Origin of the sequence: Desulfovibrio sp. JY, assembly GCA_021730285.1 — a bacterium.
GTDB lineage: Bacteria > Desulfobacterota > Desulfovibrionia > Desulfovibrionales > Desulfovibrionaceae > Solidesulfovibrio.
Map to the genome: position 1 here is coordinate 1487944 of CP082962.1, position 19037 is coordinate 1506980.

Genomic DNA, 19037 nt, shown 5'->3' on the forward strand with positions numbered 1-19037 from the left:
TCGCCGCGACGTGCGGCCATGCGGGCGTATTCGCGGCTATGTGGTCATGCCTCGGTCTCGGAGCCGAGATAGGCCTCGATGACCGCCGGGTTGGCCCGGACCTCGTCTGGGGTCCCCTGGCAGATGCACACGCCATGGTCGAGCACCACCAGCCGGTGGCTGACGTTCATGACCACGCTCATGTCGTGTTCGACCAGAAGCACGTTGATCCCGGTTGCGGCGATGCGCTGAATGGTTTCCATCAGCTCCCGGCTTTCCGAGGGATTGAGCCCGGCGGCCGGCTCGTCCAGAAGCAGGGTCTTGGGGTCGGACCCCAGCGCCCGGGCGATCTCCAGGCGGCGCTGCAGGCCGTAGGGAAGATTCTTGGCTACCGTGTCGGCATGGTCGCCCAGTCCGGCGAACTCCAGGGCCTCCATGGCCCGGCGGCGCACTCCGGATTCCTCGCGGCGCTGGAAGGGCGAGCGCAGCACCGCGCCCAAAACGCTGGCCTTGGTGCGGCAATGCCTGGCCACCATGACGTTTTCCAGGGCGGTCATGGCGGTGAAAAGCCGGATGTTCTGAAAGGTGCGGGCAATGCCTCGGGCCAGGATGTGGTGGGGCCGCAGCCCGGAGAGGGGGGCGTCGTCGTAGGTGACCTGGCCGCCGGAAATTTTGTAAACACCTGTAATGACGTTGAAGATGGTGGTCTTCCCGGCGCCGTTGGGCCCAATGAGGCTTAAAATCTCGCCGGGGCGAAGATCGAATGACACTTCCGTGAGGGCTTGGAGACCTCCGAAGTGGACGCTGACATCGGTGAGACGCAAGTGGGCCATGGAACAAGGTTCATACGAAAAAATCCGTCAAAAAACAAAGGGAAAATTGCAAAGCATCCAACGGGTTAATGTCGCTTCTTAGGCTGTGGTTCCTGTGCCGGTCGTCGCGCGGAACTTGGCGGATTTGTTAAAACTTCGTTACGCCGCCTGGCCTTTTCAACCGTGATTCCCGGCCGGAGGGGCGTATTTTTGCCCGGGAAAGGATCGACGAATATTTTCCCGCCGGACAGGGAAAAATTCTGATTTTGTCAAAATGCTCGTCGAAGTTTCGGGAAACGGCCTCTCCGCCGCCGCGTCCGTTTTTTTCCTCCGGACCGGCCGTCCGCCATGCCGGGCACGGCCGTTGCATCGTGCACGGCCAGGAGGTGTCGCGCATGCGGAGCGCCCTACGCATCGCCCTGATGGTTTTTCTCGGCCTGTCGCTCGGCGGCTGCGCCTTTTTCGGTTCCGACCGCCTGCCGCCGCCCATCGCCCCGGGCAAGGGGTCGATCGTGGACACGGCCCGGTCGCAAATCGGCGTGCCCTATCGCTATGCCGGGGAGTCGCCCCGCAACGGCTTCGACTGCTCGGGCTTCGTCCAGTGGGTCTACGCCCGCCACGGCATACGCCTGCCCCGCCGGACCGACGACCAGCTGCGGGTCGGCCGGCCTGTGTCCAAAAGCGAGCTAAGACCCGGCGATCTGGTCTTTTTCATGCCGTCGACCAAGTCCGGCAGCCTGCATGTGGGCATCTTCGACGGCCACGGCAGCTTCATCCACAGCCCCTCCTCCGGCGGCCGGGTGCGCGCGGACAGCATGCTCGCCCCGTACTGGCGCGCGACGTATTACGCGGCCAACCGCGTCACACGCTAACTGACGGGCTTTCGGGACGTTGCGCGCCTTGTTGGTTTCGATGCCGGTGCATGGGAACGGGGTTTTCTTTCCTGGAACTACTGTCGTATTCTTTGCGCGGGAGGCGGTCGGCCAAAGGCTTTGACAGTCTCCGGGCTTTCTTTTTAAATTCATAGAAAATCAAACGGTGCGCCGTTCGCACCATCTTTTTTGTCGGCCAAAGCGCGACCACCCGCCCGTTCGCGGCCGAAAACCGGGAGTCCCATGCGCCACGCGTCCTTGCGGGTAAAAATCAATATCGCGATACTGCTGGCGTTTCTCATGGCCGCCATGGCCTTTGGGATGATCCTGACCCGGTATATGGGCAATCGCAAGGTTGCCGCCCAGAACCGGGCCCGCGTCCTTTTGGCCGTCGTGGCCGCCCGTCGCCTGGAAGCCCTGCAGCCGCTGCTCGACAAGCAGCTGCAGCTGGCGGCCGCCAAGGACATTCTCGAACGGGTGGTCAAGGTCGACGGCGTGACCGGAGCCTCTCTCTATGATGCCTCGGGCAGGTTGTTGGTTTTTGCCGGCAGCGCCAAGCCGGCCAAGACCCTGGTCGACGGCGGCGGCCAGCTCCCGCCGCCCGGGCGCGTCTTCACCGTCGCCGCCTCGGAGGCCGACGGCAAGTTGGCCGCCTCCCTGATCGAGCCCGTGACAAGCGCCGACGGCCGCCTTCTGGCCTCCCTGCGCCTGCGTTATTCCCTCGGCGAGCTTGTCGACCTCAACCAGCGGACCTGGATCGCCTTCGCCCTGGCCGTGGCGTCGGCCTACATCCTTTTGGCCGGGCTGCTCAACATCCTGCTGCACCGGCTGGTGCTGTCCCCCGTGGATACGTTGCGCCGGGGCCTCGAGGCCGTGCAGGACGGGCAATTGGGCCACCGCGTGCCGGTGGGTTCGCGCGACGCCATGGGCCGCGTGGCCCTGGCGTTTAACGCCATGTCCGCCAGGCTCAAGGAGACGAGCGAGTCCCTGACCAGGAGCCGCGACGAACTCGAGGAGAATCGGCGGCTTCTGGAAAAGCGCGTCGAGGAGCGGACGGCCGAGCTGGCCCGGACCAACGGAAGGCTTCTGGCCGAGGCGGCGGCCCGTCGCGAGGCCGAGGACCGGCAGCAGCGCGCCCTGGCCCTGCATCGGGCCATCCTGGAGTCCACGGCCGAGGGCATGGTCTGCGTGTCCCTGCCGATGCCCGGGGACGTGCTGGCCCACAACCGTCGGTTTCTGGAACTGTGGGGGCTCGCGGAAAATTGGGCCGCGTTGCCGGAGTCGGAGAGGGCGCGGCTTCTTCTCGACAATCTGGCCGACCCCGAGGCCGCCCGGGCCGGGTACGAGGCGCTCATGGGCGACGGGCAGCGCCTGGAGACGACGGTGCTGGCGCTGCGCGACGGCCGCTTTTTCGAGCGTCGTTCCGGCCCCATCCGTCAGGGAAGTTCCTCCATCGGCCGCGTGTTTTCCTATGTGGACGTGACCGAAGAGACACGGCTTCGGGCCCGCACGGAGCAGCAAAAGACCATGGCCGAGGAGGCGAGCAAGGCCAAGGGGGCTTTTCTGGCCGTCATGAGCCACGAAATCCGCACGCCGCTCAATGTCGTCATCGGCCTGACCGAGGAACTGCTCGCCGGCGAGGCCACGGGCGAACAGCGGGACCACTTCCGGATCATCCAGCAGTCGGCCGCCCACCTGCTCGGCGTGGTCAACGACGTGCTCGATTTTTCCAAGATCGAGGCCGGCAAGCTGGTGCTCGAGCGTATCGACTTCCGCGTGCGCGAACTCGTGGCCGGCGTGGCCGACGTGTTCGCCCGGGAGGCCCGGGTCAAGGGACTCGATTTCGCGGTTGCGGTCGACGCCGCCGTGCCGGCGTTTTTGCGCGGCGATCCGGGCCGGCTGCGCCAGGTGCTGCTCAACCTGCTCGGCAATGCGGTGAAATTCACCGAGGCCGGGTCGGTCTCCCTGGAGGTATCGCCCATCACCGCCGAGCCGCCGGACCGGGTCGGCCTCGTCATCCGGGTGGCGGATACCGGCATCGGCATCGCCCCGGACCGGCGGGACGGCATTTTCGAGGATTTCCAGCAGGGCGCGGGGTCCATTGCCCGGCGCTTCGGCGGCACGGGGCTGGGGCTGGCCATCTGCAAGGGCATCGTCACGCGCATGGGCGGGACCCTCACCGTGGACGCCAATCCCGGCGGGGGCAGCGTGTTTGTCGCTACGGCCTGGTTCGCTCCGGGCCGGGCGGTCGCGCCGGAGGCGCCGGAGTGCGAGCCGCCGACCGACGCCCTGTCGCGGCCCCTGCGCATCCTGCTTGTCGAGGACAATGCCTTAAACGCCGCCGTCACGAGGCTGCACCTGGCCCGCATGGGGCACGACCTGACCGTGGCGGACAGCGCCGCCGCCGCCTACGATCTGCTGGCCCGCAAGCCCTTTCACGCCGTGCTCATGGATATCGAGATGCCCGACGTCGACGGCATCACCGCCACCCGGGTCATCCGGGCCGGCGGGCCGGCCGACGGCCCGGTCCGCGATCCTGGCATCCCCATCATCGCGGTCACGGCCCATGCCGTGGAGGACGTGCGCCAGAAATGCCTGGAGGCCGGCATGAGCGGCTTCGTCACCAAGCCCGTCAACTACCGGACCCTGCGCCGCATCCTCGAACAAGCGGGCGAGGCCGCGGACCCGGGCGTGCCCGCGCCCGATGCCGCCGCCGCGCCAGCCCCGGCCGACGACCTGTTCGATCCCGACGCGGCCCGGCAGGGCATGGGCATCACCTGGCCCCAGTACCGGGAACTGGCCCTGGTCAGCTTCAACGAGGGCGAACGGCGGCTGTCCGATGCCGGGCAGGCCATGGCCGCCGGGGACACGGAGAGCGCGATCATCGCCGCCCACACCGTCAAGGGCGCGACCGCGACCATGGGGGCCTATGCCTGCCGGCGCGTGGCGTCGGAACTGGAAAAGGCCCTGCGCCGGGGCGACGAGGTCGCCGCCGGCAAGTCCCTGGAAGAGCTTTCCACCTTGTGGGAGGCCCTGCGCGCAGCCTATCTCGATTGGCGCGCCAAAAACGGGGATTGACCGCCCCTTGGCGATCCCGGCCTTATCCCGTAAAAAAACAATGATGGATGCAGCGAACGCCACAGGCGAGGCCCCGATGGGCCCGGACACGGTGCTGGACCTGGCTGGGGTCGCCTGCACGTTTGGCGACAGGGGCGTGCTCGGCGGCATCGACCTGACGCTGGCCCAGGGGGATTTCGCCTTTCTCACCGGCCCGTCCGGTTCGGGCAAGACCACGCTGTTGCGCCTGCTGCACGGCAGCCTGCCCTGGCAGGAGGGCAGGGGGGTGATCGCCGGCCATGACCTGGCTGCCGTGCAGCAGGCCGGGCTTTACAAACTTCGCCGCGACGTCTCCATGGTTTTTCAGGATTTCCGCATTCTTCCCGACCGCACCGTGTTCGACAACGTGGCCTTGCCGCTGCTGGTGCGCGGCATGGAGCGCGGCCGGCTGCGCCACCGGGTGCGCGCGGCGCTGCTGGCCCTGGAACTGGCCGACGACGCCGGGCGGTCCTGCGCCGAACTGCCCGGCGGCGGCCAGCAGCGCGTGGCCATTGCCCGGGCCGTGGTGGCCGGCCCGAAAATCATGCTGGCCGACGAACCGACCGGCAACCTCGACGCCGCGCTTTCCGTGAAGGTGCTTTCCATCCTGCGCCAGTTCGCCGTCCACGGTACGGCCGTGCTCATGGCCACCCACGACAGGGAACTTATGGCCGGCGTTCCCGACGCCCGGGTCTTCACCCTGCCGGGCCGGGAGGGGGCGGCATGATCGGGCGGCTTTTCTTGTCCGGAGCGCGGGATCTGCTGCGCCATCCCGGGCGGCTGGCGGCGACCGTGGCCGGGGTTGCCGCCGTGGTCTACCTGTGCGGGCTTTTCGTGCTGGCCGGCACGGCGCTGGACGCCGCCTTCGCCCGGGAACAGGGTCGGGTGCGCTTTCAGGTCTACTGGAAGCCCGGGGCGGACCCCGCGCTCATCGCCCGGCAGATGGACTGGATGCGCGCCCTGCCCGGACTTGTCGCCACCCAGGCCTTCACCCCGTCCCAGGCCCTGGCCCTTCTGGGGCACAGCCTCGGGCCCCAGGCCGACCTGTCCGCTTTCGCCGCCCATAACCCGCTGCCCCAGACCATGCTGCTCACCTTCCGGCCGCCCGTGGCCGGGGAGGGCTTTGCCCGCGACATGTACAAGCGCCTGTCCGGGGTCGAGGGCGTGGCCGAGGTGCGCTACGATCCCCACGCCATGGACGCCGCCGTGGCCGTGGGGCTGGTGACGCGCCGGGCCGTGCTGCCTCTGGCCGGGCTGCTCACGCTCCTTGTCGGGCTCGTGGTCGGCGGCATGGTGCGCCTGTCCATGCTGCACCGGCGGGAGGAACTGGAAATTTTGCGGCTGGTCGGGGCCAGCGAATGGTACATCCGGCTGCCGCTGGCCGTGGGCGCGACCCTGACCGGGCTTTGCGGCGCGGGCGTGGCGCTGGCGGCGCTGCGCCTCACCCAGGCCACCCTGGCCTATGCCCTGGACGTGCCGCCGATTTTTTTTCGCCTGCCCTTCATGCCCGGCTGGCTGGCCCTGGCCCTGGCCCTGGCCGCCGCCTTCGTCGCCGGGCTGGCCGGACTGGCCGCCGCCCTGGAGCCCCGTTCCTGATGGCCTGCGGCATCGTTTTGGCCGCCCATGGCTCCCGGCATCCCGGGGCCATGGCCGGACTAGCCGCCTTTGGCGAACGCCTCGGCCGGGAATACCCGGAGTGTCTGGTGGCCATCGCCCGCACGATCGGCCGCAAGCACGGCGGCACCGAGGCCTTCGGCGGGGCGCGGCGCGTGCCGGACGTCCTGGCCGCCATGGCGGAGAGGGGGATAAAACGGGTAGCGGTCCAGTCCCTGCACGTGGTGCCGGGCGAGGAATATCACGAGATGCTGGCCGGGCTGCGGCGGTTTCTGGAAAACGGCGGCCGGCGCATGACCTTTTCCGTTGGCGCGCCGCTTCTGGCCAGCCTTGCCGATGTGGACCGGGTGGCCGGGGCGGTGCTGGCCGGGCTGCCGCCGGAGCGCGCGCCGAACGAGGCGCTGGTGGTCATGGGACACGGCGCGCCGCCGCCCGGGGCCGGCTTTTACGAGGCGCTGCGCGAAAAACTTTTCCGCCTCGATCCGCTCGCCCGGTTCGGGGCCATGCCGCGCGAGCGGGGGGTGCCGTGCCCCGATCTCGAAGCCATCGTGGCCGACCTGACAGCCCGGAATGTGCGCACCGCCTGGCTCTTGCCCTTTCTCACCGTGGCCGGGGCCCATGCCTGCTGCGACCTGGCCGGCGACGCCCCGGCCTCCTGGCGCGGCCGCCTGGAAGCCGCCGGCATCGCCTGCCGGCCGCACCTCGCCGGACTTGTCGAACAGCCGGCCATGACCGCCGTCTGGCGCGAGCATCTGGCCACCGCCCTGGGCCACCTCGCGTAACGCGACGTTGACGCCGCTTTGGGGTTGTGAAAATATCGGTCGGCTTACGCGCATGGGTGCGCGGCCAAACTTTCGCTCCTGAGGATTCCCCCATGAACTGGCCCCACAAGGATCTTCTCGACGTATCCCAGCTCTCCAGGGAAGACGTGGACGTGATCATGCGCACCGCCGCGTCCTTCCGCGAGATCAACTCCCGGCCGGTCAAGAAGGTTCCCACGCTCAAGGGCAAGAGCGTGGTCCTTTTTTTCGCCGAGCCGAGCACCCGCACCAAAACCTCCTTCGATATCGCCGGCAAGCGCCTGTCCGCCGACACCTTCGGCCTGGCCAAGACCGGCAGCTCCCTGCAAAAGGGCGAGACGCTCAAGGATACGGTGCGCACCCTCGAAGCCATGAACCCCGACGCCATCGTCATCCGCCATTCCTCTTCCGGAGCGGCCGATTTCGTGGCCCAGCGCGTCTCCTGCGCCGTCATCAACGCCGGCGACGGCTGGCATGCCCATCCGACCCAGGCGCTGCTCGATCTTTTCACGTTGCTCAACGTGTGGGACACGCTGGCCGGCAAGACCATCGTCATCCTCGGCGACGTGGCCCACAGCCGCGTGGCCCGGTCCAACTGCCGCCTGCTCCCCACCCTCGGGGCCAGGGTGCGCATCTGCGCCCCCCGCACCCTGCTGCCGACCGATGCCAGAGCCTTCGACGCCGAGATCTTCCACGATCCGGACGAGGCGCTTAGGGGGGCCGACGCGGTCATGTGCCTGCGCCTCCAGCTCGAACGCCAGGAAGCCGGGCTTTTGCCCGACCTGCGCGAATACGCCCGCCGTTTCTGCCTCACGCCAAAGCGCCTGGCCCTGGCCAATCCCGACGTCAAGGTGCTCCATCCCGGCCCCATCAACCGGGGCGTGGAGATCGCCTCGGAACTGGCCGACGCCGGCAATTCGCTCATTCTCGACCAGGTGTCCTCGGGCGTGGCCGTGCGCATGGCCGTCCTTTACCTGCACATCACCCGCAAGGAAAAAGGGGAAACCGCGTGACAGCCAAATCCCTGGCCATCCGCAACGTCCGGGTTCCCGGCCGTGAAGGCGTGTTCGACCTGCTTGTGGCCGAAGGCGTGATCCGGGAACTGCGCGCCCATGATGCGGCCGCGCCGTTCGACGATTACGAGGGCATAGACGGCCGCGACATGCTGCTGATGCCGGCCCTGACCGATGCCCACACCCATCTGCGCGAGCCCGGCCAGGAATGGAAGGAGGACATCGCCTCGGGACTGGCCGCCGCGGCCGCCGGCGGGTTTTCCAACATCATGTGCATGGCCAACACCACGCCGGTCAACGACAACGCCGCCGTGACGCGCCTGATGCTGCTCCGCGCGGCCGAGTCCTGGCCCAACGGGCCGCGCCTTTTCCCCATCGGCGCGCTCACCCTGGGGCTTCGCGGCAAGGAACTCGCGCCCATGGGCGAGCTGTTCGAAGCCGGCTGCGTGGCCTTTTCCAACGACGGCGAGCCCGTGGCCGATACCGAAATTTTCCGCCGCGCCCTGGAATACGCCGCCGAGCTGGCCCCGGTCATCGACCATTGCGAGGACCCCTACATGGCCAAGGGATCGGGGGCCAACGAAGGGGCCATGAGCGCGCGCCTGGGCCTTCGCGGCCAGCCCGACGCGGCCGAGGCCATCCAGGCCGCCCGCGATATCCTGCTGGCCGAATACCTGGGCGTTCCCGTGCATCTGGCCCACATTTCCTGCCGCAAATCCGTGGAACTGATCGCCGACGCCAAAAAGCGCGGGGTCAGGGTCACGGCCGAGACCTGCCCGCACTACCTGCTCATGACCGACGCGGCGCTGCTGGGCTACGACAGCCTGGCCAAGGTCAATCCGCCGCTTCGCACCGACGACGACCGGCTGGCCCTGGTCGAGGCCCTGCGCGCCGGCGTCATCGACATCCTGGCCACGGACCACGCCCCCCACGCCGCCCACGAAAAGGAAACGCCCTTCGAGGACGCCAAAAACGGCATCTCGGGCCTGGATACCGCCCTGGCCGCCCTGTGGGAGCTGGTGCGCCAGGGGCGGCTGACCCCCGAGGACATCGTCACCCGCTTTGCCTGGCGTCCGGCCGAAATTTTCAAGCTCCCTGTCAACCGCTTCGCCCCCGGCGACCCGGCCGATTTTCTGCTCTTCGACCCGGAAGATTCCTGGGTCGTCACCCCCGAAGCCCTGCGCTCCAAAGGCAAGAACACGCCGCTTCTGGGCCAGCCGCTCACCGGCCGCGTGGTGCTGACCACCGTCGGCGGCGTCGTGGTGCACGACCGTATCCGCCCCAACGGAGCCTGACGCAAGACCCCGACACCCAAACGCCCCCCGGAGGTTTTTTCCATGGCGCAACCCTTCAAGGACGCCAACGCCATCTGCAAGACCATCATGCGCAACGGCTACGATGCCTACGTCATCAACGCCGTGCTCCAGGAAAAAGCCCTGGACCCCGCCGCACCGGAACTCGACCTGGCAACCGACGTCCCCTTGTCCGAGCTGCAGAAGCTTTTTCCCGAGACCGAAGCCGTAAGCCAAGACGGGTCCTACGCCCGGGTGCGCTCCGGCGACACGCTGCTCAACTTCCACCCGGCCGATACCGCCGACGCCTCCCACCCCGAGGAGACCGTGGCCCGGCTTACCCGGCGCATGATCGATCGTCTCGACGCCCTGGGGCTCCTGCCGAGCAACCAGATCAGCCCCTATCTGCCGCATTGCCGGGACGACCACGACGGCTTCGCCGACCTCGCCGGCGGCGAGGTGCGCCTGCTCGGCATCCCCGACGAATCCATCCGCCAGAACTACCTGCGGGCCGTCCGGGCGCTGCGCTTCTCGGCCAACTACAACATCCCGGTCGAGGCCAATACCCTCATTGCCATTCTGCGCGCCTCGCGCCGCATCCTCGACTACGTGTCGGTCAAAGACATCATGGACGAGTGGCGCAGGGTCGAGGCCGAAAACATGGCCACCTTCGTCGAACTGCTCTACGACACCATGATCCTGCACTGGTTTCTGCCCGAGGTGGCGACCCTTGCCCGCATCAAGCAGAAATCCGAGGAAGGCGTCGAATATACGCTGTTCGAGGAAACCCTCGCCGTCATGCGCCATTACCCCGAGGAGCTGCCCTACGACTGGTACGGCACCCTGGCCTGCCTGTTCCACGACGTGGGCAAGCTGCATACCGCCGAATACGCCGCGGGCGACCTGCATTTCTTCCAGCACCATCAGGTCGGGGCCAAGGTTACCCGCAAGATCCTTTCGCGCCTGGGCTTTCCCCCGGACGAGACCGACCTCGTCTGCAACCTCGTGCGCGGCCACATGCGCTTCCACTTCATGCTCACCGACCGGGGCATCCGCCGTTTCAAAGCCCTGGACCAGTACCCGCGCCTGATCGAAATGGCCCGGGCCGATATCAAGGCCGTTGGCGGCAACTACAAGGAATTCAACCACAATATCAAAATGCTCGAGCGTACCGAAACGCCCGAGGAGATGCTCGAACCGCTCTTGAACGGCGCCCAGATCATGCAACTGCTCGAACTCAAGCCCGGCCCGGCCGTGGGACTCATCCGCGACGCGCTGCTCAAGGCCCAAATCGCCGGCGACGTCACCAGCCTGGAAGAAGCCGAACACTTCGTACGCGATTCCTGGGAGAAGCAAGAGTTGCACTAAGGCTGGCGCTGCGGCTGCGCGCCTCCGGCGGCCAGGGGTGCTGCCCCTGGACCCCGGCAGGAGAGGCTCTGCCTCTCCTGCACCTCTCCGCCGGGGGGCTTGATGCCCCCCGGACCCCCCTTTACCGGGTTGGGATGGTGAAGCGGAGGAGGGCTGGGGCAGGGTTTTTTGGACGGCGGGAGACCGACGTTTGTTGCCGCAATCGGCCCGGCGGCACGAGGGGCTTTCGCCCCTCGACGCCGGACACGATTGCGGCAACAAGGTGCGCCAGCGGCGAAGCGCCGCATTGAAGAAGATACTTTTTCTGAATGTCGCCCCAAAGGGGCGACCGGCGTGGTGGCGGCGGAATTTATCCGGGGCGAGCTTGCCGCGTAGCGGCATGCACCGTCCCGGCAAATTCCGCCGCCATCTTCACCCAACCGCCTGACCGCGCGCCAATCCCGCTTCCGTCCGGCCAAAGCACACCGGATGGGGGGCCCGGGGGGCCCGTGGCCCCTCGGCGGGGCGCAGGGGCAGAGCCCCTGCCGGGGTCCGGGGCGGAGCCCCGCTCCAGTACCGACCACCGATACCGAAACCGACCGCCAGAACCGCTATGACGAACCTGATCGACCTGACGTTCCACGAGCTTGAGGCGCTGATCGTGTCGCTTGGCGAGCCGCCGTATCGGGCGCGCCAGGTCTGGCAGTGGTTGTGGCAGAAGGGCTGTCGCGACATCGGCCAGATGACGGACGTGTCCAAGGCGTTGCGGGCGCGGCTGGCCGAGGTGGCGGAGATTGTCTGGCCGGACGTGTTGCGGGTGCGCGAGAGCGCCGACGGCACGGTGAAGTTTTTGCTGGGGCTGTCGGATAGCGAGGCGGTGGAGTGTGTTTTGATCCCGGAGAAGGATCATTTCACGGCCTGCCTGTCGACCCAGGTGGGGTGCGCCATGGGGTGCGGGTTTTGCGCCACGGGCATGCTGGGATTTAAGCGCAACATGACGCCTGGGGAGATGCTCGGCCAGGTGCTGGTGGCGCGGCAGTATCTGCTGGATGCGGGCGAACGGCTGGCGTTGCGCAATCTGGTCTTCATGGGCATGGGCGAGCCCCTTCTCAATTACGACAATCTGGTCAAGACGCTTGAGGCGTTGCATCATCCGCAGGGCCTGGATTTTTCGGGCCGGCGCATCACGGTGTCCACGGCCGGGGTGCGGCGCAATCTGCTGGAGCTTGGCCGCATGGGGTTGTGTTCGCTGGCGATATCGCTTCATGCGCCGACGCAGGAGAAGCGGGCGAAGATCATGCCCGGGGCGGCCAAGCTGCCGCTTGCCGAGCTTATTGGAATTTTGCGGGAGTATCCGCTGAAGCCTCGGGAGCGGCTGACCTTCGAGTATCTGCTGCTCGACGGGGTCAACGATTCCGATGCCGACGCGCGGGAGCTGGTGCGGCTTCTGTCCACGGTCAAGGCCAAGGTGAATCTGATCGTGTACAATGCCACGCCGGGGCTGCCGTTTCGCCAGCCGGACGCCGGGCGCGTGGCGTCGTTCCAGGAGATTTTGAAGGCCAAGGGGATTACGACCACGATTCGCAAGAGCAAGGGGGCGGATATCGCGGCGGCCTGCGGGCAGTTGCGGGCCGAGGCGGAGTGCGCCGGGCGCGGCGACGCATAAAATTCGGCCGGCCACGCGGCGCTTGTCACCGATTTGCCGTTTGAGTAAGGTTATCTTCCTTTTTTGCGTAAATACCGGCTAAAGGAACAGTCCATGAAACGACCCGATTTCGCCAAGTGCGGCGGCCTCGTCCCCGCCATCGCCCAGGAAGCCTGCACCGGCGAGGTGCTCATGATGGCCTACATGAACGAAGAGGCCTACGATAAAACCCTTGAAACCGGCGAGGTGCATTACTTTAGCCGCAGCCGGCAGAAACTCTGGCATAAGGGCGGCACGTCCGGCCATGTCCAGAAAGTCCAGTCCGTGCGCCTGGACTGCGATGCCGACACCATCCTGGTCCTGGTGGAGCAGATCGGCGGCGCGGCTTGTCACGAAGGCTACAAGTCCTGCTTTTTCACCGAGATCACAAACGACGGCGAGCGCACCTGTTCGCCCAAGGTTTTCGATCCCAAGGAGGTCTATAAATAAATGTCCGCCAGCAACATGCTCAAACTCGGCATTCCCAAAGGCTCCCTCCAGGACGCCACCATCGCGCTGTTCGAGAAATCCGGATGGAAGATCCGGATGCATCACCGCAATTATTTTCCTGAAATCAATGACCCGGAGCTGACCTGCTCCATGTGCCGCGCCCAGGAAATGTCCCGCTACGTCGAATCCGGGACCCTCGACTGCGGCCTGACCGGCAAGGACTGGATTCTCGAAAACGAGTCCGACGTGGTGGTCGTTTCCGACCTCGTCTACTCCAAGGTCAGCAACCGCCCGGCCCGCTGGGTCCTGGCCGTGGCTGCCGACGCCCCCTACAAGCGTCCCGAGGACCTGGCCGGCAAGAAGATCGCCACCGAGCTGGTCAATTTCACCAAGAAGTATTTCGCCGGCGCGGGCGTGCCCGTGGAGGTGGAATTCTCCTGGGGCGCGACCGAGGCCAAGGTGGTCGAAGGGCTGGCCGACGCCATCGTGGAAGTCACCGAGACCGGCACCACGATCAAGGCCCATGGCCTGCGCATCATCTCCGAGCTGCTTTTGACCAACACCCAGCTGATCGCCAACAAGAAATCCTGGGAAGATCCGTTCAAGCGGCGCAAGATCGAGGTCATCAACATGCTGCTCCAGGGCGCGCTGTGCGCCGAGGGCCTCGTCGGGCTCAAGATGAACGTGCCCGAGGAGAAGATGCCCGACATCATGGCGCTTCTGCCGAGCCTCACCTCCCCGACCGTGGCCAATCTCTACAACAAGAACTGGCTGTCCATCGAGATCGTGGTGGGCGAGGGCACCGTGCGCGACCTGATCCCCAAGCTCCACGACCTGGGCGCCGAGGGCATCATCGAATACGCGCTCAATAAGGTTATTTAAGTAAGAGCTGCCGGGGGGAAACCTTTCAAGAAAGGTTTCCCCCTGGACCCCCTTTCCAAAGACTTTTAACGGTGACAGGTTGTTAGCGTTAAAAGTTTTGGGGAGAGGAGAGCGCGAGAGGGGGCCCTTTTTAAAAAAAGGGCCCCCTCTCGCATTCTTCACTCCAGAAATTTAATAATGATACCTGCAGGCTATGATGACGCAGTCGCCGTCCTCGATCAGGTAGACGAGGCGGTGTTCCATGTCGATGCGCCGCGACCAGCAGCCGGCCAGATCGAATTTGAGCGGCTCGGGCTTGCCCGTGCCGGAAAAGGGCTCGCGCAGTATTTCCCGGATCAGCGCATTGATCTTTTTGCATTTGGCCTTGTCCCGGGCCTGCCAGGAAAGGTAGTCCTCCCAGGCTTGCGGCGTCCAGACGAGGCGCATGCGGTCAGTCCTCGATCAGGGCGTGGGGCTTCGTTTCCCCGGCCCGGGCCCTGGCCAGGCTTTCCCGCAGCCGGGCGGCGTTGGTCGGGCTTTGCAGCAGGTAGGCGGTTTCCTCGATGGCGTTGTAGTCGGCAAGACTCATCAGTACCACGGCCTGGGCCTTTTGCCGGGTGATGATGACCGGCGCGTTGTCCTGGCAGACCCGGTCCATGGTCGCGGCCAGATGTTCCCGGGCATGGGTGTAGGTGATGGCATCCATGTGATGGCTCCCGGACGGTTTTTGTCGTCCTTTTTAGATCTGTACGAATTTCTGTACAGGAGTCAAGGGGGGCCTACCGCTCGGGCAGGTTGGGGATGATCTGGTTGGCGGCGGCGATCAGGCTGTTGCGCAGGGTCGGCTCGCTGTTGAGAAACTGGGCCACGGCCGTGGCCAGGGGCTCGGGAATGCCCGTGACGTCGCGCACGCCCAGGCGCGCGTCCACGGCCCGCCGGCTTTTCTTGTCGATGCGCACCATCGGGGCCAGATGAAATCGCACATTGACCGGGTCGGAGCCGGAATAGAGTCGGCAGCGCACTTCCTGCTGGGGCAGGGGCACGTCCCCGCCGGCATGGACCCGGGCAATGACCGAGGAGCGCGTGGCGGTGAGGTCGGCGGCGCAGGACAGGTCCGTCAAGAAGCCGAAGGTGCTGGATTCGAGCTTGCCCCGGGTGGCGGCGTCCAGGCGGAACCCGGTGCGGCAGTTGATGTGCTCGGCTCGCGGGTTGTCGAACACCTTTTGGCAGGTGTCGCCCTCCAGGGTGACGCCGGCCGTGGCGGGCGCGGTAACGGCCAGGGTGGCCAGAGCGACGCAACACAGCAGGGCAAGAGGGCGTGACATGGGGCTTGGCTCCGGAAGGCGTTAAAAAGAGGGCAGGGCACACCTATCCCCGGACGCGGGCGGGAGCAAGGGGCCGGTTATTTCTTTTCCTGGCCGCGCTTGCCGGCCTCCCAGACGAGTCGGCCGATGCGCTGGCCGAGATCGGCCTGCCGGGCGCGCACCAGGGCCTCGGCCGCCTCGGGATTGCCCTGGGATTTGAGCAGACTGGCCGATTCCAGGTCGCGCAGGTGCCGGGCGCATTCCTTGATCAGGCCCGACAGGTCGAGGGTTTCGATCTCCGGCGGCACCCGCACCGAACGGACCTTGTTTTGCATGCCGGCCTCCCGTTTTCGAAACGAAATACGAAAAGTCCCGCTCTTGTCAACGCATGTCGGGCGATACCCCGGCCGGCTTCCCTCTTGAGGGATCGGGCAAGCTCGGGTAGCGTTGCCGGCGTATAACGGAAAGGGCGTTGGCCCAGGGCAATGGGAGGAGGAGCATGGCACTGACGCGCGGCGATAAAATGATCATTCTCGGCGCGGTGGCGCTGGCCGCGACCGTGGTTTTGGGTCTGGCCATCCTCAAACGCCCCGGCCTTTTTTCCGGCGGCAAGGAACCGGTGGCCAATATCGCCCCGGCCCCGACCGCCGCAACACCCGCGCCGCCGGCTCCGGCCGCCGTGTCGGCTCCTGTGGCGGCCCCGGCCGCCGCGCCCGTGCAGCCGGTCCAGCCCGCGCCGGCGGCGCCGCCCGTTCCCCAGGTCGCCGCGCCGCAAGCCGCGCCGGCCGCAGCCGAAAAGACGCCCGTCCCGGCCGGGCAGACGCCGCAGGGCGTGGCATCCGGCCCGCAGGACGCCGCCAAGCCGGCCGCTCCAGGAGACGAGACCCTGGAAAAGATGTTCGCGGAAATATCCGGCGACGCCGCGCCGTCGGAAAAGCCCGGCGAGGCCAAACAGGCTTCGCCCAAGGCCGCTCCCTCGCCCGAGCCCAAGGCCGCGCCGGCTCCCGGGGAGAACCCGACGCCGCCGGCCGCCGTGTCCGAGGGCGCCCCGGCCGCCGCCCCGGCCAAGGCCGAGGCCAAGGCCCCACCTGCCGCGACCAAACCGGCCAAGGACAAAAACGGTGCCGGGGGCAAGGCCGATGCCAAGGCCAAGCACGAGCCTGCCGCGTCCAAGCCGGCCGCCGCGCCGGCCAAGGCCGCAGGAGGGACCGAGGCCGCGCCCAAGCCCAAACCGGCCGTTGCCGCGGCCAAAACCGCCGCCAAACCGGCTGCCAAACCGGCCGCCGCGCCCCACAAGGCCACGGACAAATCCGTTGCCGCCCTGGGCCGGGTCATCCGCGTCATCGGCGAGGAGAAGCCCGGGTTCTACGAACTGGTCATCCAGACGACCAAGCCGCCGGCGAGCTTCACCAAGATGTTTTTGACCAATCCGCCGCGCATGGTGCTCGATATCGCCGGCTCCTGGGACTACCATGGGGCGTCGGCGAGCGATACGGGCGGCGCGTTTATCCGCCGCATACGCATCGGCCGGCATGCGGACCTGTTCCGGGTGGTGCTCGACATGGCGCCGGACGCCCCGGCCAGGCTTCGCGGCGCACCCACGGTCACCCGGGTGCCCGAGGGCGTGGCCCTGCGTATCCCCAAATAATCCCAAACGGCAAAGGAACCCGTGGCCTTGAAACGCTTTTTTTCCGCCCTGTGGAAAACCGTCAAATGGGGCGTCATCGGCGTCCTGTGCCTGGAAGTGCTGTCGTTTGCGGTTATAACCACCACCAACTGGATCATCTACGGCAATCTGCGCGAAGGCCCCAAGGCCGTTTACGATCCCTACGCGCTTTTTCTCATGGGCAACGGCATCTGGCCCACGGCCAATATCGGGTACGTCGAGAATCATCCCGAGCTTTCGCGCGTCATCTGGTTTTTCGGCGGCTCCACCATGCGGGCCAGCGCCGCGCCCTACCAGCATTCCATCCCGAGCCTGCTGGCCAAGACGCTCAATGCCACGGGCAAACCCTACGCCTACAACTGCTTCAATTTCGGGGTCAATTCCTTCAATTCCCTGCTCGAAGTGAAGTACCTCGAAAAACAGCTCATCGAGTATCCCATCCGGCCCCAACTGGTGGTCTTTTACGACGGGGCCAACGACGCCAACTACTTTGCCGTGCAAAAAACGCCCTATGCCCATGAGGGCCGCGAACGGGTCAAGGGCGTCATCGAAAGCTACTACAAGGCCGGTTACGGTATCCTCAAGCCGCTTAACGCCGCCTACTACGCCTCGTTTACCCGGGAACTGCTGCAAAAGCTGCTTTACACCGCCAAGCCGGTCGACCCGGATTCGCCGGAACTGGCCAAATTCGTGGACCTGACCGTCAAGCGCTACGACTTCGCCAACACGGTATGCGCGGCCTACGGGGCGCGGTTTCTGCTCTTCCTGCAACCGGTCTACTGGGTCGAGACCTGCCACGGGGAAAACGCGGCCGTGGCGGCCAGCGAAAAAAAGACGATTCTCGGCCGCAAGACCTTTCCCCACGTGCGCGACAACTTCATGACCGTTTACGCCGCCCTGGAAAAAGGACTGGCCGGCAAACCCTATTTCGTGGACCTTCGAAACGCCCTGTGTGGGCGTAACGCCCCGGCCTACACGGCCGACGGCGTCCATAACACCGATGCCGGGCGCGAGGGCATCGCGGCGGCCATGCTGCCGGCCATCCGCGACCGCTTTTCCGCCATGCCCAGCACGACCGACGGAGGGAAATGATGCAACGCTTCACCGCGACGATTGTCTTGGCCGTGGGCTGCGTTTTCGTCCTGGCCGCCGCTGTCGGGGCCCAGGACTCGCTCAAGGAACGCTCGCTTTCCGACACCCCGGCACCCGCGCACACCGCGCCCGGGACCGCCGCCCAGCCGGCGACGGGCCAATCCCGACCCGGCGCGGCCACGGTGACGCCGGTCCCCGCGCCTGCCACCGGGCAGCCCGCAGCGACCCAGCCCCAACCCGGGGCGGCCACGCCGGCACAGGCGCCGACCCAGGTCCCCGTCCAGGGAACCCACCCGGCCGCAACGCAGCCGGCCGACCGGCCGTCGCCCCCTTCCGGGGCAACGCCCATCAACGGCCACACCGACCTCACGCCGCCGCCCCCGCCACCGTCCGGCGGCGCGCCCATGGGCGAACAACCGGCCGGCTCCCCGCCGCCTCCTCCGGGCGGAGCAACGCCCATCAACGGCCAGACCAATTTCACGCCGCCGCCCCCACCGCCTCCGTCGCCGCCCACCAAGAGCCAGACCTACAACCGCAAAGAGGTCAACCGCGAGGTCATGGGCTTTTTCGAAAGCGGTTCGCGCGGCTTGGCGGAAATGGTGGCCCGGGCCTTCAACGACCTCGGCCAGCCCTCGGGCTTCATCAAAGGCAACGAGGCCGGCGGGGCGCTGATCGTCGGGCTGCGCTATGGCACGGGCACACTCTACCTCAAGGGCCGCAAGCCGGTTCCGGTGTACTGGCAAAGCCCGTCGATCGGGCTCGATCTCGGCGTCAACGCGGGCAAGGTCTTCACCCTGGTCTACGGCCTGACCAGTCCCGACCAGCTCTTCCAGCGGTTTCCGGGCGTGGACGGCAGCGTCTACATCCTCGGCGGCTTCGGCATGAACTACCAGCGTACCGAGGGCATCACCCTGGCCCCCATTCGTTTCGGCGTGGGGCTGCGCCTGGGGGCCAATGTCGGCTACCAGGACTACACCCGCACCCAGGAGATCAATCCGTTCTAAGCCCTCTCTGGCCCAGATCACGCACGCCCGCCTGTCCGGCTCTGGCCGGGCGGCGGGCGTTGCCTGTCGTTGCCTTCGACGCTTGGCGGCAGGGATGTTTTTCAGGCCGAAGCGTCAGTTTTTTTGACGGGTTGGCAGGATTCCCGACAGG

General features: G+C 66.7%; 19 protein-coding genes. 14 read left to right on the forward strand and 5 right to left on the reverse strand.

Annotated features, from left to right (window positions below; all coding sequences use genetic code 11):
- Nucleotides 1-44: 44 nt before the first annotated feature.
- Entirely contained in the window at nt 45-812 is a 768-nt protein-coding gene (locus K9F62_06655) for an ABC transporter ATP-binding protein (protein UJX42349.1), read from the reverse strand.
- Nucleotides 813-1186: 374 nt separating this feature from the next.
- Here K9F62_06655 and K9F62_06660 point away from each other — a divergent pair, with 374 nt between their 5' ends.
- The 11 genes from K9F62_06660 (at nt 1187) to hisG (ending at nt 13841) form a co-directional block, all read left to right on the forward strand.
- Nucleotides 1187-1663: a C40 family peptidase gene (locus K9F62_06660; GenBank protein ID UJX42350.1), complete on the forward strand. Its 477-nt coding sequence runs from the start codon at nt 1187-1189 to the stop codon at nt 1661-1663.
- Nucleotides 1664-1906: 243 nt separating this feature from the next.
- Complete coding sequence (locus tag K9F62_06665; GenBank protein UJX42351.1) at nt 1907-4741, forward strand: response regulator; 2835 nt, start codon at nt 1907-1909, stop codon at nt 4739-4741.
- A gap of 91 nt (nt 4742-4832) precedes the next feature.
- The gene (locus K9F62_06670) at nt 4833-5486 is read left to right on the forward strand and encodes an ATP-binding cassette domain-containing protein (GenBank protein ID UJX43154.1); all 654 of its coding nucleotides are present in this window, start codon (nt 4833-4835) and stop codon (nt 5484-5486) included.
- On the forward strand, nt 5483-6355 hold the full coding sequence (locus K9F62_06675) for a cell division protein (protein ID UJX42352.1): 873 nt from the start codon (nt 5483-5485) through the stop codon (nt 6353-6355). Before K9F62_06670 ends, K9F62_06675 begins: the two co-directional genes overlap by 4 nt.
- Nucleotides 6355-7155 (forward strand): sirohydrochlorin cobaltochelatase, encoded by an 801-nt coding sequence (locus K9F62_06680; GenBank protein UJX42353.1) that lies wholly within the window; start codon nt 6355-6357, stop codon nt 7153-7155. The genes K9F62_06675 and K9F62_06680 overlap by 1 nt, the downstream gene beginning before the upstream one ends.
- A gap of 92 nt (nt 7156-7247) precedes the next feature.
- Complete coding sequence (locus tag K9F62_06685) at nt 7248-8186, forward strand: aspartate carbamoyltransferase catalytic subunit (protein ID UJX42354.1); 939 nt, start codon at nt 7248-7250, stop codon at nt 8184-8186.
- The gene (locus K9F62_06690; GenBank protein ID UJX42355.1) at nt 8183-9481 is read left to right on the forward strand and encodes a dihydroorotase; all 1299 of its coding nucleotides are present in this window, start codon (nt 8183-8185) and stop codon (nt 9479-9481) included. Before K9F62_06685 ends, K9F62_06690 begins: the two co-directional genes overlap by 4 nt.
- A gap of 42 nt (nt 9482-9523) precedes the next feature.
- On the forward strand, nt 9524-10846 hold the full coding sequence (locus K9F62_06695; protein UJX42356.1) for an HD domain-containing protein: 1323 nt from the start codon (nt 9524-9526) through the stop codon (nt 10844-10846).
- A gap of 592 nt (nt 10847-11438) precedes the next feature.
- Complete coding sequence (gene rlmN, locus K9F62_06700) at nt 11439-12491, forward strand: 23S rRNA (adenine(2503)-C(2))-methyltransferase RlmN (protein ID UJX42357.1); 1053 nt, start codon at nt 11439-11441, stop codon at nt 12489-12491.
- 93 nt (nt 12492-12584) lie between these two features.
- A complete protein-coding gene (gene hisI, locus K9F62_06705; GenBank protein UJX42358.1) occupies nt 12585-12959 on the forward strand; it encodes a phosphoribosyl-AMP cyclohydrolase in 375 nt (124 codons plus the stop codon).
- A complete protein-coding gene (hisG, locus tag K9F62_06710) occupies nt 12960-13841 on the forward strand; it encodes an ATP phosphoribosyltransferase (GenBank protein UJX42359.1) in 882 nt (293 codons plus the stop codon).
- A 171-nt stretch (nt 13842-14012) separates the two neighbouring features.
- Here the strand turns inward: hisG and K9F62_06715 are convergent, their stop codons facing one another.
- The 4 genes from K9F62_06715 to K9F62_06730 form a co-directional block, all read right to left on the reverse strand.
- The gene (locus K9F62_06715; protein ID UJX42360.1) at nt 14013-14267 is read right to left on the reverse strand and encodes a Txe/YoeB family addiction module toxin; all 255 of its coding nucleotides are present in this window, start codon (nt 14265-14267) and stop codon (nt 14013-14015) included.
- 4 nt (nt 14268-14271) lie between these two features.
- The gene (locus tag K9F62_06720; GenBank protein UJX42361.1) at nt 14272-14526 is read right to left on the reverse strand and encodes a type II toxin-antitoxin system prevent-host-death family antitoxin; all 255 of its coding nucleotides are present in this window, start codon (nt 14524-14526) and stop codon (nt 14272-14274) included.
- 73 nt (nt 14527-14599) lie between these two features.
- On the reverse strand, nt 14600-15145 hold the full coding sequence (locus tag K9F62_06725; GenBank protein ID UJX42362.1) for a hypothetical protein: 546 nt from the start codon (nt 15143-15145) through the stop codon (nt 14600-14602).
- 77 nt (nt 15146-15222) lie between these two features.
- Nucleotides 15223-15459 carry a hypothetical protein gene (locus K9F62_06730; protein ID UJX42363.1) on the reverse strand — a complete coding sequence of 79 codons (237 nt, stop codon included), beginning with the start codon at nt 15457-15459 and terminating at the stop codon, nt 15223-15225.
- A gap of 164 nt (nt 15460-15623) precedes the next feature.
- On the opposite strand from K9F62_06730, the gene K9F62_06735 reads away from it, so the two are divergent.
- The 3 genes from K9F62_06735 to K9F62_06745 all read left to right on the forward strand — a co-directional run bounded on the left by K9F62_06735 (nt 15624) and on the right by K9F62_06745 (nt 18886).
- Nucleotides 15624-16772, forward strand: coding sequence for an AMIN domain-containing protein (locus K9F62_06735; protein UJX42364.1), 1149 nt, complete (start codon nt 15624-15626; stop codon nt 16770-16772).
- A gap of 27 nt (nt 16773-16799) precedes the next feature.
- Nucleotides 16800-17882 (forward strand): SGNH/GDSL hydrolase family protein, encoded by a 1083-nt coding sequence (locus tag K9F62_06740; protein UJX42365.1) that lies wholly within the window; start codon nt 16800-16802, stop codon nt 17880-17882.
- A 404-nt stretch (nt 17883-18286) separates the two neighbouring features.
- Nucleotides 18287-18886: a DUF1134 domain-containing protein gene (locus tag K9F62_06745; GenBank protein UJX43155.1), complete on the forward strand. Its 600-nt coding sequence runs from the start codon at nt 18287-18289 to the stop codon at nt 18884-18886.
- The last annotated feature ends 151 nt before the right edge of the window (nt 18887-19037 follow it).

Bases quoted from the DNA above. Each gene is read 5' to 3' on its own strand.
- rlmN (UJX42357.1), top strand. From the start codon at position 11,439: ATGACGAACCTGATCGACCTGACGTTCCACGAGCTTGAGGCGCTGATC.
- K9F62_06695 (UJX42356.1), top strand. From the start codon at position 9,524: ATGGCGCAACCCTTCAAGGACGCCAACGCCATCTGCAAGACCATCATG.
- K9F62_06715 (UJX42360.1), bottom strand. From the start codon at position 14,267: ATGCGCCTCGTCTGGACGCCGCAAGCCTGGGAGGACTACCTTTCCTGG.
- K9F62_06655 (UJX42349.1), bottom strand. From the start codon at position 812: ATGGCCCACTTGCGTCTCACCGATGTCAGCGTCCACTTCGGAGGTCTC.
- K9F62_06745 (UJX43155.1), top strand. From the start codon at position 18,287: ATGGGCGAACAACCGGCCGGCTCCCCGCCGCCTCCTCCGGGCGGAGCA.
- K9F62_06725 (UJX42362.1), bottom strand. From the start codon at position 15,145: ATGTCACGCCCTCTTGCCCTGCTGTGTTGCGTCGCTCTGGCCACCCTG.
- K9F62_06730 (UJX42363.1), bottom strand. From the start codon at position 15,459: ATGCAAAACAAGGTCCGTTCGGTGCGGGTGCCGCCGGAGATCGAAACC.
- K9F62_06665 (UJX42351.1), top strand. From the start codon at position 1,907: ATGCGCCACGCGTCCTTGCGGGTAAAAATCAATATCGCGATACTGCTG.
- K9F62_06735 (UJX42364.1), top strand. From the start codon at position 15,624: ATGGCACTGACGCGCGGCGATAAAATGATCATTCTCGGCGCGGTGGCG.
- K9F62_06680 (UJX42353.1), top strand. From the start codon at position 6,355: ATGGCCTGCGGCATCGTTTTGGCCGCCCATGGCTCCCGGCATCCCGGG.
- K9F62_06675 (UJX42352.1), top strand. From the start codon at position 5,483: ATGATCGGGCGGCTTTTCTTGTCCGGAGCGCGGGATCTGCTGCGCCAT.
- K9F62_06720 (UJX42361.1), bottom strand. From the start codon at position 14,526: ATGGATGCCATCACCTACACCCATGCCCGGGAACATCTGGCCGCGACC.
- hisG (UJX42359.1), top strand. From the start codon at position 12,960: ATGTCCGCCAGCAACATGCTCAAACTCGGCATTCCCAAAGGCTCCCTC.
- hisI (UJX42358.1), top strand. From the start codon at position 12,585: ATGAAACGACCCGATTTCGCCAAGTGCGGCGGCCTCGTCCCCGCCATC.
- K9F62_06685 (UJX42354.1), top strand. From the start codon at position 7,248: ATGAACTGGCCCCACAAGGATCTTCTCGACGTATCCCAGCTCTCCAGG.
- K9F62_06660 (UJX42350.1), top strand. From the start codon at position 1,187: ATGCGGAGCGCCCTACGCATCGCCCTGATGGTTTTTCTCGGCCTGTCG.